18 protein-coding genes are annotated in these 19,995 nt (G+C 37.8%); 16 read left to right on the forward strand and 2 right to left on the reverse strand.

The features are described 5' to 3' along the window. Positions 1-260 precede the first annotated feature (260 nt). Positions 261-1,517, reverse strand: a complete 1,257-nt coding sequence (locus P3U61_RS05025) for a BaiN/RdsA family NAD(P)/FAD-dependent oxidoreductase (RefSeq protein ID WP_110160868.1) — start codon at positions 1,515-1,517, stop codon at positions 261-263. 116 nt (positions 1,518-1,633) lie between these two features. Here P3U61_RS05025 and P3U61_RS05030 point away from each other — a divergent pair, with 116 nt between their 5' ends. From P3U61_RS05030 to P3U61_RS05065, 8 genes are all read left to right on the forward strand, one after another. Continuing rightward, positions 1,634-3,268 carry a putative polysaccharide biosynthesis protein gene (locus P3U61_RS05030; protein WP_063278941.1) on the forward strand — a complete coding sequence of 545 codons (1,635 nt, stop codon included), beginning with the start codon at positions 1,634-1,636 and terminating at the stop codon, positions 3,266-3,268. Next, positions 3,268-3,966, forward strand: coding sequence for a pseudouridine synthase (locus P3U61_RS05035; RefSeq protein WP_014613614.1), 699 nt, complete (start codon positions 3,268-3,270; stop codon positions 3,964-3,966). Before P3U61_RS05030 ends, P3U61_RS05035 begins: the two co-directional genes overlap by 1 nt. An 83-nt stretch (positions 3,967-4,049) precedes the next feature. Beyond that, positions 4,050-4,448: a YtxH domain-containing protein gene (locus P3U61_RS05040; RefSeq protein ID WP_014613615.1), complete on the forward strand. Its 399-nt coding sequence runs from the start codon at positions 4,050-4,052 to the stop codon at positions 4,446-4,448. A 322-nt stretch (positions 4,449-4,770) separates the two neighbouring features. Next, the gene (gene pepV / locus P3U61_RS05045; protein WP_014613617.1) at positions 4,771-6,180 is read left to right on the forward strand and encodes a dipeptidase PepV; all 1,410 of its coding nucleotides are present in this window, start codon (positions 4,771-4,773) and stop codon (positions 6,178-6,180) included. A 3-nt stretch (positions 6,181-6,183) separates the two neighbouring features. After that, the gene (gene dat / locus P3U61_RS05050; protein ID WP_014613618.1) at positions 6,184-7,032 is read left to right on the forward strand and encodes a D-amino-acid transaminase; all 849 of its coding nucleotides are present in this window, start codon (positions 6,184-6,186) and stop codon (positions 7,030-7,032) included. A 232-nt stretch (positions 7,033-7,264) separates the two neighbouring features. After that, positions 7,265-8,056, forward strand: coding sequence for a phosphotransferase family protein (locus P3U61_RS05055; RefSeq protein WP_014613619.1), 792 nt, complete (start codon positions 7,265-7,267; stop codon positions 8,054-8,056). Positions 8,057-8,071: 15 nt separating this feature from the next. Further along, positions 8,072-8,725, forward strand: a complete 654-nt coding sequence (gene trmB / locus P3U61_RS05060; RefSeq protein WP_015729335.1) for a tRNA (guanosine(46)-N7)-methyltransferase TrmB — start codon at positions 8,072-8,074, stop codon at positions 8,723-8,725. A 271-nt stretch (positions 8,726-8,996) separates the two neighbouring features. Next, positions 8,997-9,830 carry a YtnP family quorum-quenching lactonase gene (locus tag P3U61_RS05065; protein ID WP_014613621.1) on the forward strand — a complete coding sequence of 278 codons (834 nt, stop codon included), beginning with the start codon at positions 8,997-8,999 and terminating at the stop codon, positions 9,828-9,830. Positions 9,831-9,896: 66 nt separating this feature from the next. On the opposite strand, the gene P3U61_RS05070 is transcribed toward P3U61_RS05065, so the two are convergent. Continuing rightward, positions 9,897-10,214 carry a hypothetical protein gene (locus tag P3U61_RS05070; protein ID WP_014613622.1) on the reverse strand — a complete coding sequence of 106 codons (318 nt, stop codon included), beginning with the start codon at positions 10,212-10,214 and terminating at the stop codon, positions 9,897-9,899. A gap of 95 nt (positions 10,215-10,309) precedes the next feature. Between P3U61_RS05070 and P3U61_RS05075 the strand changes: the two genes are divergently transcribed. The 8 genes from P3U61_RS05075 (at position 10,310) to P3U61_RS05110 (ending at position 19,709) form a co-directional block, all read left to right on the forward strand. Next, positions 10,310-11,377 carry a M42 family metallopeptidase gene (locus tag P3U61_RS05075; protein WP_070407624.1) on the forward strand — a complete coding sequence of 356 codons (1,068 nt, stop codon included), beginning with the start codon at positions 10,310-10,312 and terminating at the stop codon, positions 11,375-11,377. 11 nt (positions 11,378-11,388) lie between these two features. Beyond that, positions 11,389-11,697, forward strand: coding sequence for a thioredoxin family protein (locus P3U61_RS05080; protein WP_014613624.1), 309 nt, complete (start codon positions 11,389-11,391; stop codon positions 11,695-11,697). A gap of 92 nt (positions 11,698-11,789) precedes the next feature. Beyond that, positions 11,790-12,656 (forward strand): DUF1444 domain-containing protein, encoded by an 867-nt coding sequence (locus tag P3U61_RS05085; protein WP_014613625.1) that lies wholly within the window; start codon positions 11,790-11,792, stop codon positions 12,654-12,656. Between the two features lie 5 nt (positions 12,657-12,661). Continuing rightward, on the forward strand, positions 12,662-13,261 hold the full coding sequence (ytpR, locus tag P3U61_RS05090; protein WP_020219650.1) for a YtpR family tRNA-binding protein: 600 nt from the start codon (positions 12,662-12,664) through the stop codon (positions 13,259-13,261). Positions 13,262-13,280: 19 nt separating this feature from the next. Beyond that, positions 13,281-16,499 (forward strand): DNA translocase FtsK, encoded by a 3,219-nt coding sequence (locus P3U61_RS05095; protein ID WP_114281595.1) that lies wholly within the window; start codon positions 13,281-13,283, stop codon positions 16,497-16,499. A gap of 28 nt (positions 16,500-16,527) precedes the next feature. Further along, the gene (gene murC, locus P3U61_RS05100) at positions 16,528-17,841 is read left to right on the forward strand and encodes a UDP-N-acetylmuramate--L-alanine ligase (protein ID WP_014613628.1); all 1,314 of its coding nucleotides are present in this window, start codon (positions 16,528-16,530) and stop codon (positions 17,839-17,841) included. Between the two features lie 78 nt (positions 17,842-17,919). Continuing rightward, positions 17,920-18,516 carry a DUF948 domain-containing protein gene (locus P3U61_RS05105; protein ID WP_096536537.1) on the forward strand — a complete coding sequence of 199 codons (597 nt, stop codon included), beginning with the start codon at positions 17,920-17,922 and terminating at the stop codon, positions 18,514-18,516. Between the two features lie 95 nt (positions 18,517-18,611). Beyond that, positions 18,612-19,709, forward strand: a complete 1,098-nt coding sequence (locus P3U61_RS05110) for a hypothetical protein (RefSeq protein ID WP_199613466.1) — start codon at positions 18,612-18,614, stop codon at positions 19,707-19,709. The last annotated feature ends 286 nt before the right edge of the window (positions 19,710-19,995 follow it).

Here is a 19,995-nt window from a genome sequence, read left to right on the forward strand (position 1 = left end):
CATAATTCAATGATTTGATTTTGCTTTCAACTTTCCTCTCAGGAGTCTTGCACGGTCTTGCAATATGTAGGGGGGTGGGGGGGACAAACAACAACACAAACTATCAAAAGCCACCACTCACCTTAACATAGCTCTTTGTACGCGTTGAGACGGCCAAATGCGGAGATTAATGATGTTAACATTTGAATGGATACAGCAATCAAAACCCCCAGCTCGTTATCAATTTGAGATGGGGGAATGTTGTGTGGCAGGGTTAATTTTTATTCTACAAAGCCAGCGAAGTAACCTGCGACGTAACCCGTAACAAGGGCGCTCGTAATGTTGTAACCGCCCGTATATCCATGAATATCCAATACTTCACCGCATAAATATAGGCCAGGTGTGATTTTAGATTCCATAGTCGTGGGTACGATTTCTTTGATGGAAACGCCGCCGCCGGTTACGAAAGCTTTTTCTAACGGTAATGTGCCGTAGACTTCGAAAGTAAATGCTTTGAATTGATGTGCGAGTGTGCTAAGTTGTTGCGCGCTGATATGATGGTATGTCGTTTCAAACGGAATACCGGCGCTATCAATGATCAGTGTTAAGTAGCGTTCTTCAATCAACCCTTTGAGTGCATTTTTAATATGCTTATCGGGTTGTGATTTGAGCTGCTTCGTGATTTTTTGTTTAAGTGCTTCTTCATTGATTTCAGGAAAGGCATCAATTTGCATTTGAATGTTTTGTTGCTTCTGACTTTTTTGCTCGTGATAAATAAACTGACTACATCTCAGTGCGGCAGGGCCACTAATACCGAAATGTGTAAAGAGCATGTCCATTTGATGAGTAATGCGTTTTTTGCCATTTTTCTTTAAGACAGATAGACCGACGTTTTTTAGACTCAACCCTTTAAGTGATTGGTTTTTAATAAATGGTGCGTTTGATTTAATCGGAACTTCTGTAGGGAAAAGTTCTGTAATGTGATGACCTAGTGATTGTGCAAAGCGATAGCCATCGCCTGTTGACCCAGTTTGGGGTACACTTGTGCCACCAGTCGCAACAATGACTGTTTTTGCTTTATACGTATCACCATCTTGAAGTTGGACTTGGAAATGGTCTGAATCCACTTTTTTCACGTCCACTACAGTTTGTTCTTCTTTGACTGTAACCTTATTTTGTTTCAATTCACGAATCAATGCATCGAGTACATCTTGTGACTGATTTGATACAGGGAACATACGACCATGGTCTTCCTCTTTTAATGCAACACCACGCGATTCAAAAAATTCGATAATAGATTGGTTATCGAAAATTGAAAAAGGACTGTATAAGAATTTTCCATTTCCAGGAATGTGTTGAATAATTTCAGCATAGGGCAAGTTGTTCGTCACATTGCAACGACCCCCGCCGGATATTTTTAATTTTCGTCCTAAACCTTTCTTTTTTTCTAACAGGAGTACGGGTTGCCCGTTTTGACTTGATGAAATGGCAGCCATTAATCCGCTCGGCCCGCCACCGATCACAATTGTTTGATACATTTTATAAAAACCCCTTAAAATTGATATTTTGATTTTAACATATTCTCAATCAGTGTATAATATCCGTATTGTGTTATAATTAAATCTTGAAAAAATGTAGAGTAGGTAGGTTATCTATGAGTGAAAACAAGGAATTAGTAAGGGGAACATTTTTACTAACTTTAAGTATTTTAATTACAAAAGTTTTAGGCATTATTTACGTTATCCCGTTTTACCAAATCATAGGCGGTGCAGATAATCTTGCACCTTTTAACTATGCTTATGGACCTTACAATGTTGCGATAGCTGTTGCCACTGCAGGTGTACCTCTTGCGGCGTCGAAATACGTTGCGAAATACAATACATTAGGTGCATATCGTGTCAGTCAAAAACTGTACAAATCCAGCTTTATCGTGATGAGTATTACAGGTATATTAGGCTTTGTCATTTTATATCTCTTGTCTCCAATGATTGCGTCTGTCACGATTGCGCATAATATGGATAAAAATGCGGGTTGGACAGTCGATCAAATTACTGCTATTATTCGTACGATTAGCTTTGTCGTTATTTTTATTCCAGTGTTAGCCACTTGGCGAGGGGTCTTCCAAGGTTACAAATCGATGGGACCGACAGCATTATCCGAAGTTACAGAACAAATTGCACGTATCATTTTCATTTTAGTCGGTAGCTATCTCGTATTAAATGTCTTTGATGGCTCTGTATTATTAGCAAATGGTATCGCGACGTTCGGTGCTGCGATTGGTGCGATTGCAGGTATTTTAACACTTTGGTGGTATTGGATTAAGCGGCGTCGCGGTATACATGAAATGGTGGCTTCGGATATGACGGGGATTGATGTGTCATATTCAAAAATGTACAAAGAAATTCTCTCATACAGTATTCCATTCGTCATTGTAAGTCTTAACTTCCCATTGTTTATGATTGTGGACCAATTGACGCACAATAATGCATTATCCATTGCAGGCGTGGAAACGAGTTTACAAGGTACATTTTTTACGATGCTCAATATGACAACGAATAAAATTGTTATGATTCCAACGTCTTTAGCTGCTGGATTTGCGATTAGTTTAATTCCATTTATTACTAAAACATATGAAAAAGGCGATTATGTTGAAATGCATCGTCAAATTCGTACGTCATTAGGTGTTTTGATGTACATTACCGTGCCGGCAAGTTTAGGGATTATGGCCTTAGCTGTGCCACTTTATACGGTGTTTTATGAATACAGTATGGATGGCAGTCGTCTATTGTTCTACTATGCACCTGTCGCGATTTTGATTTCACTATTGAGTGTGACGGCATCGATGCTACAAGGGATTGATAAGCAAAAATTAACGGTGTTCGTCATTGTTGGTTCAGTCGTGTTGAAATTCATTTTAAACATGCCTTTAATTATTATGTTTGAAACAGCTGGTGCGATTTTAAGTACAGCGATTGCATTAACTTTTGCGATTGTATGTAACTTTTTCATTCTTAAAAAATATGCGCGTTTCAAATTTAACGAGACGATTATCGATGTATGTAAAATTTTATTATATAGCTTTATGATGATGATTATTGTTGAAATCATTTATTTTGGCTTTCAATTCGTGATTTCACCAGCAAGTCATGTCGGCGCATTTATTATTACAGTCATTTGTGCTATCGTCGGTGTTATTATTTATGCAGTATTAACGATGAAAACACGCTTGGCAGATAAGTTTTTAGGTGAGATTCCAAACAAAATTAGACGTAAAGTGAGCTTTTTATAATGCGTATTGATAAATTTTTAGCGCAAATGGGTGTCGGTACACGTACAGAAGTTAAAGCACTGTTGAAAAAAGGGCATGTATTGCATAATGGCGCGAAAATCAAGTCCTCTAAAACACAAATTGATCCAGAGCATGATGTGGTCGAAGTGAAGGGGCGTGTGATTGCTTACGAACCGTTTGTGTATTTGATGATGAATAAACCTCAAAACGTCATTTCTGCAACGGTAGATGATCAACATCAAACAGTGATTGACATAATTGAAGGCTACCGACATTTAGACTTATTTCCAGTAGGTCGGCTTGATAAAGATACAGAAGGGCTTTTGTTAATTACGAATGATGGTCAATTTAACCATGCGTTGATGAATCCAAATAAGCATGTATCGAAAACGTATTGGGTTAAAGCGAAGTATGCATTGAAAACAAATGATCCAAAACGTTTTGAAGAAGGTATCACATTAAAAGAGGGAAGGCTACAACCTGCACATCTTGAAATTTTGGATGATTCAATGACGGCATTCGTTACAATTCAAGAAGGGAAGTACCATCAAGTGAAGCGAATGTTTCATGCGATTGATAATGAGGTTGTCGGGTTAAAAAGAGTGTCTATTGGCGACCTCACGTTAGATTCATCACTGTCACCAGGTGCTTATCGATCTTTAACAGAGGATGAGCTAAAATTACTGAATTATCGTTAATCGGTCAAATATTTAATTGAAAGAGGTTTAACTTGCATATCTGTCGGGTAACCTTACATTAAAAGTATTTGAGGTGATTAAAGATGGCAAAATCAGGAAAACTGTTTAAAGCGATTCTTGGTATTGGAGGTGCAGTGGCAGCAGTTGTACTTTCAAATAAACAAAACCGCGAAAACTTGAAGCAAGAATATCAAAAATATAAAGAAAATCCGGAAGACTACAAAAAGCGCGCACAAGAAAAAGCAGCACAAGTGAGTGAAGCTGCAACGCAAGAATTTAATAAAGTGAAAGAGGATCCAAAAGCTTATATTAACGAAGCAAAACAAGATCCGAAATCATTTATTAATGAGAAAAAAGAACAGTTATTGAATAGCGAACAACAGGATAACTTAGATGACAGAGAAGCTTTGTTTGATGATGAAGGTGGCGGAGATTCTTCACACAATTTACATGTGGTGCGTGATAACGAACCGAACAAGTAACATTTTTAAAACCAGACGTTAAGGTGTCATGTCGATGCCCTTAGCGTCTGTTTTTTAATTTTACTGTCACAGTTTTGAGGACATTTGTAGCATTGTTATGAATTGCTATAGAACTCATGGTGCCTATGATGACTTGAGTTCTATGTAAGATGTTTTTTCATGATAATATTTTCAGTATTTCCGCGAGTGTATCGCCATTTTAAAATGAAGGACAATGTTTTATCAGAAAAATTAAAAAAGTGTGCAGAAATATTACTGTCGTTTAATGAATAATTCATGTAAAATAAGAAATACAATCATGAAAAAAAGGAAGTTGATCAGCATGTGGAGAGAAAAAGTACAAGAATATGAAACGCAAATGATCGAAGACTTAAAAGGACTTTTAGCTATTAAATCAGTCCGTAATGATACAGAAGCTACGGAAGACGCGCCAGTGGGTCCAGGTCCTAAGGCAGCACTGGAATATATGTATCAGTTAGCTGAGCGCGATGGATTTAATACATTTGATACCGATCATTTAGCTGGCCGTATCGAAATCGGTAAAGGTGAAGAACTTTTTGGTATTTTAGGTCATGTTGATGTTGTGCCAGCCGGTGACGGTTGGGATTCAGATCCATTTGACCCTGTTGAGACGGACGACCGTATTATTGCGCGTGGAACACTTGATGACAAAGGGCCTACTATTGCGGCTTATTATGCAGTAAAAATTCTTAATGATATGAATGTCGATTGGAAAAAGAGAATACATATTATTATCGGAACAGACGAAGAGTCTGAATGGAAATGTACAGAACGTTATTTCAAAACTGAAGAAATGCCGACGATTGGTATTGCACCTGATGCAGAATTCCCACTCATTCACGGTGAAAAAGGGATTACGACATTTACGATTAAACAGCAAACTTTAACGTTAGATGACGATGAACCTGAAATCGAATTGAAGCAGTTCGCTTCCGGTGAACGTTTCAACATGGTACCAGACGTTGCCAATGCAGATATTTTAGTAAAAGAAAATATGACGGATACGATTCAACGTTTTGAAGCATTTTTATCAGAACATCAATTAGAAGGCCACCACGAAATTGATAGTGGCATTTTGAAATTAACTGTTTTTGGTAAAGCTGTACACGGCATGGATCCATCTATTGGTGTGAATGCTGGTTTATATTTAATTCATTTCTTAAACACGTTGAATTTAAATCAATCTGCGCAATCATGGACAGCTTTTGGAGAAAAATACTTATTTGATTCTCACTTTGGTGAAAAAATGGGTATGAAGTTCCATTCAGATTCGATGGGTGATTTAACAACAAATATCGGTGTTATTCGCTATGACTTAGATGAAGGAGGTTCGTTCGGCATTAATTTACGTTATCCAGAAGGTTTTGATTTTGACCGTGCCATCAGCGACTTTACTGCCGAGATTCAAGCATTAGGCTTTGACATTGAAGGTCTTAAAGTACAAACACCTCATTTTGTGAACCCTGAAGATCCATTTGTGCAAAAATTACTCACAGCTTATCGCAACCAAACAGGAGACATGCGCCCATCATTTACGATTGGCGGAGGGACGTATGCCCGTAATTTAGATAAAGGTGTCGCGTTCGGTGCGATGTTTGAGGACTCAGAAGATTTAATGCATCAAAAAAATGAATACATCACGAAAAAACAACTATTTAACGCAACGAGCATCTATTTAGAAGCGATTTATGCGGTTTGTGTGGAGGGATAATCTATGACAAAAGTATTGATTAATGAAAGTTTTGTAGAAGAAAGCGAGGCTAAAGTCGCTTTTAATGACCGTGGATACAATTTTGGAGACGGTATTTACGAATACGTTCGCATTTATGACAACAAATTATTTACTGCTAAAGAACATTTCGAACGTTTATTACGCAGTGCGAGTGAAATCGGTTTAGAATTAAATTATACAGTGGAATCATTGACTGAACTTGTTCGTGAACTCGCACAAGTGAATAATGTGACAAATGGTGGGGTCTATATGCAAGTGACACGTGGTGCTGCACCACGTGACCATGCTTTTCCAACGCCATCAGTAGAACCTGTATTAACAGCTTTCGTAAAATCATACGATCGTCCGTTTAAAGCGCTTGAAGAGGGTGTCTCAGTCGTTACTACGGATGATATTCGCTGGTTACGTTGCGATATTAAAAGTTTAAACTTATTAGGTAACGTATTGGCGAAAGAATATGCGACAAAATACAATGCGACTGAAGCGATTCAACATCGTGATGGTACAGTGACAGAGGGTGCTTCAAGTAATGTTTATGCGATTAAAGATGGCGTTGTATACACACATCCGGCGAACAATTTAATTTTAAAAGGGATTACACGTCAGGTGATTAAATGGATTTGTGATGATGAGCAAATTACCTTTAAAGATGAAGCATTCTCATTAGCATTTTTGAAAGACGCTGATGAAGTAATCATTTCAAGTACGTCTGCCGAAGTGATGCCTGTCGTTAAAATCGATGGTGAAGTGGTTAATGACGGTGAAGTGGGTCCGATTACAAGACGTCTACAAGAAGGTTTTGAAAGATATATTCATTCACATTCACACTAAGTAGGCTGATTTGACAGTATTATGAAGAGTTTGTGAAACTTTCAAAACGGATAAAGGTAAAAAGTCACATTTTGTGTTTCATTTTTGGTTGAAAAAAAGGCTCAATAATTATAAAATCTTAAATGAGTGCAAAACATGAACGTGAATTTAAAATCATTGAAAAAATGATTTAAATATGGCTCTTGAAAAAATTTCTTGAGCCTTTTCTATTTGAAAGTGAGGTGAACGAGTTGTGGAGCAGTTTTATCAGTTAGGATGGACGCTTGACTCGGCTGGTGGTGCGTCTGGTGAAGCTTATATGGCTGAACAAGATGGTCAAAAGTTGTTTCTGAAACGTAATTCCAATCCATTTATTGCTGCATTATCAGCAGAAGGCATCGTGCCTAAATTGGTTTGGACAAAACGTATCGAAACAGGCGAAGTGGTAACAGCCCAACATTGGAAAAATGGGCGTGAACTAGAATCGCAAGAAATGGCCCAAAATCGTGTGGCGCATTTGTTGAAAAAAATTCATCAGTCAAAACCATTGTTAACGATGTTGAAGCGTATGGAGATGGCGCCTATCACACCTGAAATTATGTTGCATAAAATTAACGCCTCTTTGTCTCGTGATGTGTTAACGCATCATATCGTGAGAAAGGCTTTAACGTATTTGGAAGACCATATGCCGGAGTTTGATCCACGTTTTTATACGGTAGTTCACGGGGATGTCAATCATAATAACTGGCTTTTATCAGATAAAGATGAACTCTTTCTCGTCGATTGGGAGGGTGCGATGATTGCTGACCCTGCCATTGATATCGGTATGCTGCTCTACAACTACGTGCCTGAAGCGCAATGGTCGAGTTGGTTTGACACATATGAAGTGAAAGAAACGATGAATTTAAAAAAACGTATGAAATGGTATACGGTGATTCAGTCTATTGGTATGATTCAGTGGAACGAAGAACATAAACGTTATAAAGATATGAATACTTGGCTCAAATTCTTAAATGAAGTCATGAAGAGTAATGTATTTATTTAGGGAGTATGAATAATCATGAGAATGCGAAATAAACCGTGGGCTGAGTCTTACTTAACTGAGCATAACGATATTGTGGATTTAGAAGCCGTGCATGCCCATCAAGTGAGTGAGTGGTTCGAACGACAACAGCCGATTCACATAGAAGTCGGTTCTGGCATGGGCAAGTTTATTACGACCTTAGCTCAGCAAAATCCACATATTAACTATGTTGCCATTGAAAGAGATAAAAATGTGATGATTCGTGTGTTGGATAAAGTACGCGAACATAACTTAACGAATATTAAATTATTATGTAACGATGCGGTCATTTTAACAGACTATTTTCGTCAAGGCGAAGTGGACCGAATTTATTTAAACTTTTCTGATCCATGGCCGAAAAAACGGCACGCCAAACGTCGATTAACTTACCGTAGCTTTTTAGCGCTCTATCAACAAATCCTTCGTGAAGATGGTGAGCTTCATTTTAAAACAGATAATCGCGGATTGTTTGCATATAGTCTTGAGAGTATGTCTCAATTCGGCATGTATTTTACAAAAATTAACTTGAACCTCCATCAAGAAGACGAAGGGGATAATATTCCGACTGAGTATGAACATAAATTTGCCGAAAAAGGTTCGCGTATTTATCGAATGGAAGCAAAATTTCATTCTAAACAGACAACCGAATAATTTATAAAAGCAATGTGTGTGACTCCAAATCGCCCGCATTGCTTTTTTGATTTGGATGGGACATAAAAATTTTGATGCTATTGATGCAATTTTTTGTATCTCATTTTCTGACATTTTCCATCTACTTTAAAATTACTAATGAATCATAAATCTATGAATAGATTGAAACTCAAACGTTTCTATGTCCCAACCTCACGAGTGTTGAGAGTTGAAACCGGACTATGCTTTCGTTGATAATGGAAATGCGTAAAATGAAATTGAGGTGTTCGATATGCAATTAGGCAAGTTACAAATTGATCCACTAAACGGAGGATTCACACAGATGGACGGTGGGGCGATTTTTGGTGTCGTTCCTAAACCATTATGGGAACGTGAATATCCAGTGAATGATAAGAACCAAGTCCCATTAACGACTTCCCCCATACTGATTCGAACTGAAGATAAAAATATTTTAATAGACACTGGGATTGGTAAAGGAAAATTAACCGAGAAGCAGTTGCGTAATTATGGTGTACGCTATGAATCGGATATTGATGCATCACTCGCACAATTCTCACTAACATGTGAGGATATCGATATTGTGTTAATGACGCATATGCATTTTGATCATGCGACAGGGTTAACAGATGCGAACGGTCAAGCGCAATTTCCTAATGCGTGGCACTATGTTCAACAAGATGAATGGTATGAATTTATTGCACCTAATATTAGAAGTCAAGCGACGTATTGGCCTATAAATAGAGGAACCTATGAAGCGAATTTGATTTTATTTGAAGATACTATTGAGCCTTATCCGGGAATTAAAATGAAACATACCGGTGGTCATAGTTTTGGTCATGCTGTCATCGAGATAGAAAGTGAAGGTGAAAAAGCTGTGCATATGGCGGATATTTTAAGTACGACTGCACATCGCAATCCATTATGGGTCTCTGCTTACGATGATTATCCTATGCAATCTATTCGTGAAAAAGAGCGACTCACACGTTACTATGTCGCACATCAATATTGGTTTCTGTTTTATCATGATGTTCAACATTTTGCGGCGAAATTGAGCAAAGACTTAAAAAGTGTCGAAGCGTCAATTTTACGTGAGCATGTTGATTAAAAAGAAAGTGAACCAACATACCACAATAAATGTGACTATGCTGGTTCACCTTTGAGATGAGCAACGTTAGATTTCTATAATATCAATGATTTGGCCATTATATGCATCTGCAATAAATTCATAGTTAAATGTTTTTCCGTGTCGCTCAGCAGTGATGCCGCCTTTATAAACCTCATATTCAATACCGAATTTACGATATGTCGTTGGTTCATACAAAATATAAGAGCCTGTGACATGTCTGAAATAGCCCTTCACAGATTGGATGACTTTATCTGCTGATATGTATTTTTGCTTGTTCATATTCAGCGCGTAAAAATAACTTCCTGCTAAAAGGCTAAGGATTAAAATGGGAATCAATAAAGGCCAGTTTTTTTTCGATATCATTTTCTACATCTCCTTATTGAAGACTTAATTATAGTTTACCACAATAAAGATGATATACTAAGTAAAGAGAATAAAAATTCAGAGGAGTGTGTGTCATGTCGAATCATACAATAGATAAAATCAAAACATTAACGGAAATGCATGGTGCTCCTAACTTTGAACAGCATGTCCGTGAGTATATGAAAAAAATGATGGCACCTTACGTAGATACGTTTGTAGATGATCGTATGGGTGGTTTTTATGGTGTAAAAAGAAGTGGTAAACCGAATGCAAAACGTGTCATGGTGGCGGCACATATGGACGAAATCGGCTTTATGATTACTGAGGTGACACCACAAGGCTTTATTAAATTTACTGCACTTGGAGGCGTTGCAAACGATATTTGGCAAGGTCAACGCTTGAAAATTATGACGCAACAAGGTGAAGAAATTATTGGTGTTGTTGCGAATATCCCAAAACATTTTAGAAGTGGTCAGGAACAAGCGCCACGTATTGAAGACTTGCTCTTGGATATCGGAGAAAGTGATGCTGACGCTGTATATAACAGAGGTATTCAAATTGGAGATGCGATCGTACCTTATACAGAACTATTGCAATTGTCCGAATATCGCTATGCTGCGAAGGCTTGGGATAATCGTTATGGTTGCGTCATTGCGTTAGAATTGTTAGAACAGTTAAAAGATGTGACACTAGACTTTGATTTGTACGTCGGTGCGAATGTTCAGGAAGAAGTTGGTCTCCGTGGTGCAGAAGTGGCAGCACGTTTAGTGGATCCGGATGTAGCATTCGTTGTGGACTGCTCCCCTGCAAATGACATGAAAGGTCGACAAGGTTTATCCGGTGTGCTCGGAGAAGGAGCATTATTACGTATTAAAGATGGAACGATGTTGTTAAAACCGGCATTTAAAACATTTTTACAAGATGTTGCGTTACGTCATGATGTTATGTATCAACATTACATTTCACCCGGCGGTACTGATGGTGGTGCAATTCATAAAGCGAATATCGGTGTCCCTACAGCTGTTATCGGTGTATGTGCACGCTATATTCACAGTACGGATGCCGTATTTGATATTCGAGATTATCAAGCTGCAAAAACGTGGTTAACGGCATCGATTCAAACATTAAATCTTGAAACGATAGAACAATTACAATACCAATAGGAGTGACGAAGATGATTCAATTAGAAAGCGAACAACAATTTAAAGACTTTGCTAACGACAATACTGTATTTTTATTTAGCGCAAATTGGTGTGGTGACTGTCGTGTCATTGAACCAGGATTACCAGAGTTAGAAGAGAAATATGCACAGTTTAAATTCGTGAAAGTCGACCGCGATGAATTTATCGATTTAGCGATTGAACATGATATTATGGGCATTCCAAGCTTCCTCGTATATCAAAATGGACAACAAGTCGGTTCATACATTGGTAAAGAAAGAAAAACAATTGAACAGATTGACACATTTCTCAGTCAATTTTAATGAGATTTTAACCCTTAGGACATGGTTTTTTTCTAGTCCTAAGGGTATATTTATTGTAAACTAATATAAGGCGTGTAATTAGGAGTGAAAACATGAATGTCTTTAAAATGAGAGACTTAATCAAATCGCGATTAACACATTTAGAAGTGGATTATCAATTTAATCGCGACGAAGAATCATTAAGAATTTATCGACAAGATAATCATAAAGGGATCACTGTTAAACTTTCTCCAGTTGTTGCCAAATATAATAAAGGACAGGAAAAGATTGTTGATGAGATTATTTATTATGTAGAAGAAACGATTCAACAAATGAAAGATGAATCACATAAAACATTAGATGAAATTCGTGTCATGCCTGTGATTCGTGCGACAAGTTTTGATCAACAGACGAAAGAAGGGAAGGCATTTATTACTGAACCTCATACCGCTGAAACACGCGTGTATTATGCACTCGATCTCGGAAAGTCATATCGTTTGATTGATGAAGATTTAATGCAGTCTTTAAATTTGTCCCAGCAACAACTTAAAGAAATGGCGATGTTTAATGTTAGAAAATTAAACAATTCATTTACGACTGATGAGGTCAAAGGGAACATTTTTTATTTTATTAATAAAAATGATGGCTATGATGCAAGTCGAATTATGAATGCAAAATTATTAGCTGAATTTGAAGAACGGTGTGAAGGGGAAATGCTTGTTGCGGTTCCTCATCAAGATGTGTTGCTGATTGCAGATATTCGTAATAAAACAGGTTACGATATTATGGCACACATGACGATGGATTTTTTCGCAAAAGGGCTTGTACCAATTACATCACTTTCTTTTGCCTATGAGAACGGTCATTTTGAACCGATATTTATTTTAGGTAAAAATAATAAACAAAAACCGAATGAAAATCCTAACGTTGTTCATCATCTACGAGCAACGAAAGATATTAACAATAACAATGAGGAGTAATGAAGATGAATTTGTTTTTTAATCCAACTGGTGTAGGAAATGTGGCATTTTTACAACTTGAACAAGGTGAAGGGCCATTTGAATATGAACGTCACGGTGATGTCGTCGCTATTAAAGACAATCAAAAAATTGTAGGTTTTAATTTATTTGAAGCGACAAATCATTTGAATATTGAGGGCATCGGGCATATTAAATTGACGGAGACGTTGCTTACAGAAATTCAAAAGATGATTGATCATACGGACCTTGATTATCAAATTGAGGTAGACTTGTCACCAAAATTTGTAGTAGGTTATGTTCAATCGAAAGAAAAACACCCGAATGCTGACAAATTAAGCATTGTTCAAGTAGATGTTGGTACTGAAACATTACAAATTGTTTGTGGTGCACCTAATATTGATCAAGGTCAAAAGGTCGTTGTCGCAAAAGTAGGTGCGGTAATGCCAAGTGGAATGATCATTAAAGATGCTGAATTAAGAGGTGTACCTTCAAGTGGAATGGTATGTTCAATGAAAGAGTTGAATTTACCGAATGCACCACAAGAGAAAGGCATTATGGTATTAGATGCTCATTATCAAGTAGGTCAACCATTTTTTGATGAATAGAGGAAGGTTGTGAAATTAAATGAGCTGGTTTGATCAATTATTTGGTGAGAATGATAAAGACCAATCGTCACAACGTTCAACACGAAGAAGAAAAAGTGAAGCAACGCGCGAAGAAAAACATGCGTCTTTCGTTCAACAAAGTCAAGATGTTTATCAACGCCCTCGTGGGAAGTTTCGTTTTCCGATTGAGATGCATGACGAAGTGGTTGAACGTCACCATCAACAAGCAGACACGACGCAAACACAAGATGTGACCATGCATACACAACTACACGAGCGACGTCCTTCCTTTACTGTTGATCGTCAACATCGTCGACATCGTGGTGTACAACAAGCGCGTTGCTATGAACAACAGCAAACACGTGGTTCAAATTCAACGCATAGTAATTCTCATCAGAACGACTATACATTCGCTGCACAATCTTCACAACATTCAAAAAAAACAAAACGTCATCGTGATGATATTGTTGCTAAGCCGAATTATCATCAAAAACCATTCCAAGCGAGTGAAGTACCGTCAGCTATTTTTGGTACGAAACAACCAAAAAAAATTGAAAACAGTGGATTGAATCAACCACCTGGAGCACGTAAAGCTATGCCTCAGTTGCAAAAGAATGAACGTGTAGTCCAAGAAGCAACACAACAAGCAGAGTCAACAACAACGAGACAAAACCGAACAACTGAACGTTCTGGGACATCAAAATCACCAACACGCCGTCATAACACAATTCATATCGAAAATATTTATGCTTCTCAAATTGTAGAAGAGATACGTCGAGAACGTGAAAAGAAAATGTTGCAGAAGAAAAACTTCAAAGAGGCGCTTAAAAAGAAACGGGAATCTTATGAACAACATGCAAATCCCGATATTCAAAAAGCGATTGATGAAATGTATTCTGCACAAGCACGTCAATTGTTAGGTGACCAGTATACTGAATCGACTGATGAAACCATCTCTGAGGATTTACTCAACGAAGAGACAGTAGATGCAACAACTGAACAAAATAAGGATGCCACTACATTGACGTCTAACTTCGAATATGAAGAGGTAGATTTATCGGAAGTTGAGTCAGAAAATCATGATGAGAGTGACTCGTCAACGAATGAAGAGATTGCTGAAAATGAATTAGATATTGAAGCGCTGTCGTTTGAAGATGAATCGGGTATATCTCAAGTGGAAGATGCACAACAACATCGAGATACTCATGCGCACACAACAACATCGGATGAAACCACAGCGAACAAAGTTGAAACTGACGCTTCGGATATTGAGTTTGAAGTCGTTGAAGTTGATGATGATAACGCACTTGATGATATAATCACTGATGAAACGGATGGTGAACGTATTGACAGTGAAATTGAAAGCGACTCAGTAGATGTAGACATAGAAGATGAGGACGTAAACGAACAACAAGGACAACAGGTTGGCTCCATGCCGAAACTTGAACCTGAGTTGAAGCCAGAACTTGTACAATCTAATGAAGCGCTTGAGAAGTCTGTTGAAAAGGTGACGCCACAACAGAATGATACGGTAACAGCGGAACAACTGTCTGAGGCGACTGAAGTATCCCAACAGACTGAACAACCGAAGCCGTATAAAGTACCGATTCGAAAAGGTAGCAAACCGTTTAACGTCGTCATGACACCTTCAGATAAAAAGAGACTGATGTCACGTCAACAACAGGCGAAAAAAGAGGAAGCAACTGAGCAACCAGTGCGTCCTGTACAACCAGTTGAACAACAACCATCATCTCAATTGACAACGCAACATGTACATAACGAAACGCACACGAGAGACAGTCAGCAGCCCCAGTCACAACAAGAGGTGAAAACGATTCGCCGTGGTCCAAACTTGAAGTTACCGAGCCTTGATTTGCTCGAAGCACCTGAAGAACAAGAACAAGATGAAAATTGGATTGCTGAGAAAAAAGAAGAGTTGAACAACGCATTTTACTACTTTAATGTACCTGCAGAAGTCGTAAATGTTGTCGAAGGACCAAGTGTGACGCGTTTTGAATTGTCGGTGGAACGTGGCGTCAAAGTTTCGCGCATTACTGCATTGCAAGACGATATTAAGATGGCACTGGCAGCAAAAGATATTCGTATAGAAGCACCGATTCCAGGTACAAGTTTAGTCGGAATTGAAGTGCCAAATCCACATACCACAAAAGTGAATATTAGTTCTATTTTAAGTCATCCGGCGTTCAAAAATGCAGAATCTAAACTGACAGTGGCGATGGGGAATCGTATTAATAATGAACCATTGTTGATGGATATTGCAAAAACACCGCATGCCTTAATTGCAGGTGCGACAGGTTCAGGAAAATCTGTATCGATAAACAGTATTTTAATTTCCTTATTGTATCGCAATCATCCAGAAGAGCTGAGACTGTTACTTATTGACCCTAAAATGGTAGAGCTTGCACCGTATAATGGCTTGCCACATTTGGTTGCGCCTGTCATTACTGATGTGAAAGCTGCAACTCAAAGTTTGAAATGGGCTGTCGATGAAATGGAACGTCGTTTTAAATTGTTTGCACATCATCACGTTCGTAACATTTCTGCATTTAATAACAAAGTAAATTATGATCAACGTATTCCAAAAATTGTCATCGTGATTGATGAATTGGCTGACCTGATGATGATGGCACCGCAAGATGTCGAACAATCTATTGCGCGATTAGCTCAAAAGGCACGTGCTTGTGGGATTCATATGCTAGTTGCGACTCAACGTCCATCAGTGAACGTCATCACAGGATTAATTAAAGCAAATATTCCAACTCGTATTGCATTTATGGTATCATCTAGTGTGGACTCTAGAACAATACTAGATAGTGGCGGTGCTGAACGTTTACTTGGTTATGGCGATATGCTGTATTTAGGAAGTGGTATGAACAAACCGATTAGGGTACAAGGCACGTTTGTATCAGATGAAGAAATTGATCAAGTTGTAGAATTCATACGTGCGCAACGCGAGCCAGAATACTTATTCCAAGAAAAAGAGTTGTTAGAAAAAAATGATGCACCGAGCAGAGATGAACTCTTTGATGAAGTGTGCCAATTTATGGTGAGAGAACAGCACATTTCAACGTCATTAATTCAACGCCATTTCCAAATCGGTTATAACCGTGCAGCACGCATTATTGATCAACTTGAACAATTGGGTTATATCTCAGGGGCAAATGGTTCTAAACCACGTGATGTTTATTTGACAGAGTCGGAATTAAGTGAGCTTTAATGGAAATAGAGAAAGGAGCGATGACACAATGACACGATACCATTTTGTTGGTATTAAAGGTGCTGGTATGAGCTCATTAGCACAGATTATTTATGATCTTGGTTATGAGGTCCAAGGATCAGACATCGATCAGTACGTTTTTACTGAAATTGCATTAAAAAATAAAGGCATTCAAATTTTACCTTTTGATGCGGATAATATTAAAGAAGGGCTAACGATCATTCAAGGTAATGCCTTTAAAGATACCCATGAAGAAATCGCTCGCGCACATGAACTCGGATTAAAAGTTATTCGCTATCATGACTTTTTAAGTGAAGTGATTAATGAATATGTTTCTGTGGCAGTGACAGGTGCTCACGGTAAAACATCTACAACGGGGCTACTTTCTCATGTCATGAATGGGGATAAAAAGACATCCTTTTTAATTGGCGATGGGACTGGCATGGGCTTGCCGCAAAGTGAATATTTTGCATTTGAAGCGTGTGAGTATCGACGTCACTTTTTAAGCTATTCACCGGATTATGCCATCATTACGAACATTGATTTCGACCATCCAGACTACTTTAAAGATGTAGATGATGTCATCAATGCATTCCAAGGTATGGCGAAAAATGTTAAAAAAGCGATTATTGCATGGGGCGATGATCCATACGTTAAAAATATTGAAGTAGATATTCCAGTCTATTACTATGGTTTCGATACGTCGATGGATGTTTATGCACAAAATATTGAAGTGACAGGTAGCGGTACAGAATTTGATGTTTATGTTAAAGGTGAATTCTATGGCCATTTTGTTTCACCGCAATATGGGGATCACAATATTTTGAATGCATTAGCGGTATTAACGATTAGTTATCTTGAAAACTTAAATCTTGATAACATTAAAGAAGCATTAATCACTTTTGGTGGCGTGAAACGTCGCTTTAATGAAACATTTGCTCAAAATCAAGTGTTGGTTGATGATTATGCACACCATCCGAGAGAAATTAGTGCTACAATTGAAACAGCTAGAAAAAAATATCCAAATAAAGAAGTAGTGGCTATTTTCCAACCACATACTTTCTCAAGAACGAAAGCATTTTTACAAGAGTTTGCAGATGTGTTAAACCTTGCTGATCAAACGTATCTCTGTGATATATTTGGTTCAATTCGTGAAAATCAAGGCGAGTTGTCTATTAATGATTTATTAAAATTAGTCGATGGCGCGCATTTGATTGATGAAAATAGTGTGGAACAACTGCAAAAACATGACAATGCTGTACTTTTATTCATGGGTGCGGGAGATATTCAAAAAATTCTTAAAGCATACATGGAAAAAATTGGTGTTGAACAGCAGTTTTAATGTTTGAGTTCGCATAGGTTGGGTATTTAATTAAAATAAATAGCATATTATTTTAAGTCAATTAGGAGGCGTTTAGGAATGGAATGGATTTTACCTATCGCGGGAATCATCGCAGCAATTGCTTTTCTTATTTTAGCAATCGGTATCGTTGCTGTATTGGTTTCTGTTAAAAAGAACTTGGATCATGTGGCTAAAACACTTGATGGTGTGGAAGGTCAGATTCAAGGGATTACACGTGAGTCAACAGACTTGTTACACAAAGCGAATCGTTTAACTGAAGACGTTCAAGACAAAGCCAATCGCTTAAACTCTGTTGTAGATGCGGTTAAAGGTATTGGTGATTCAGTACAAACATTAAATGGTTCTGTTGATCGAGTAACACACTCAATCACGCATAACATTTCTCAAAATGAAGACAAAATTTCACAAGTTGTTCAATGGTCAAACGTTGCAATGGAAATCGCTGACAAATGGCAAAATAGAAAAAGCCGTCGCGGTAGTGCAGCATACAAAACGAACAACGTAGCAGCTGATGCAAGTCGTAATGGTCAATCTTTATCTAATGAAGAATTAGTAAACAACCAATATGAAAACAAAAACATTAACGATTTCGCAACAAATCCGAGTGATGTAAACACAAAATACACAACATTGAATGACACAGATTCAAAATAAGTGTTGTCATGTTAAATAAGCTTTAAACAGAATGCACTTAAATGAGTTTTCATACTTGATTTAAGTGCATTTATTATAGGAGGCGCAAATAGAAGATGGAAAAATATAACCGTGATTTATATACGAAAGGTTTAGAAAGCTATGAAGTTCCCCAGTACGAACCAGGATATAAGCCTTTAGACTTTGTATTTGGCTTTGTTGCTGGCGCTGTTTTAGGAAGTGCACTAGGATTAATTTTAAAACCAGGTTCTGCACAACAACGACGTAAAAGTTCACAACAAACAGTAAATGCTGAGCCATCTTCTGCACTTAAGGAAGAAGCAATCCGTAAAGCAGAAGCATTAAAAGCACAAGCGCGCCGTGTTAGAGAAGAATCAAAAACATCAACGGGCGAAGCGACAGCTGATGAATTGTCAGCACAACAACGTGCCATTCGTAATGAAGTGGACTCAGATCGATTAGAAGGTCAAACACCACGTGAACCATCGACTTCAGAAACAACAGTTGCGACATCAACGACAGAAGCTGTAACGGCAACAGGTTTGGCTCAAGCTGCAAATCAAAGACAATCTCAAAAGCAACAAGAGACTGAAGTATCAGCGTTATCAACGCCATCAACAGAAAATAGTACAGTAGCTGCACAACAACGTGCGATTCAAAGCGAAGTGGATTCAGACCGTTTGCAAGATACGTCTGTACGTGGCAAAGATGCAAATGTAAAAGTGAATGATAAAGGTGAATCTGAAGCGCAGTCAACTCAAGACAGTACAGTAAAAGCTCAACAGCGCGCCATTCGTAGTGAAGTCGATTCGGACCGTTTACAAGACAAAGGTCAAAGTACGAATGCACAAGTGAACGATCAAGGAAAAACAGTCGACGCTGTAAAAGCAGACCCAACTGCAGCAGTACCAAAAAATTCCCACAGTCAAGCGACATTTGAGAACGGTGTAATTACACACGATCGTCAAGGTGCGACAACAGAAAAAACTACGTCACAACAAGGTGCTACAAAAATTGCAAACGAACAACCAACAGTTGGCAAAACTAAAGCATCGGCTTCAACGTCAAAATCAAACAGCACTTCAACTGCCAAAAAAGCAACGTCATCTAAGAAAACAAATGGTAGTAAAAAAGTAACGGAAAAAGCTAAAAAAACAAATCAAAAAGTAGAAAAGCATACATTTAACGATTAATCATGAAGTGTATGATAAAATGATAACTTAATATCTCATTGAGCTTGTGAGCGATATATGATCTCATAAGCTCAACTTTTTACTATTTTTAGTTATCTTAATTTTCAAAATACATAATATGAGAATTAAACAACAAAGTTTCTGTTCATTGACATATGACAATGGATACTTTACATTTTATAACATACTAGAAAAATATTTTAACCAAATTAAGCGTAAAAGGTTGAAAATGCTACATATTATTGTTAGTATACTCAATATCTACTTTTAAATTTTACTGCTTTAA

Source organism: Staphylococcus pseudintermedius (assembly GCF_034042775.1).
In the GTDB taxonomy this organism is placed as follows: Bacteria; Bacillota; Bacilli; order Staphylococcales; family Staphylococcaceae; genus Staphylococcus; species Staphylococcus pseudintermedius.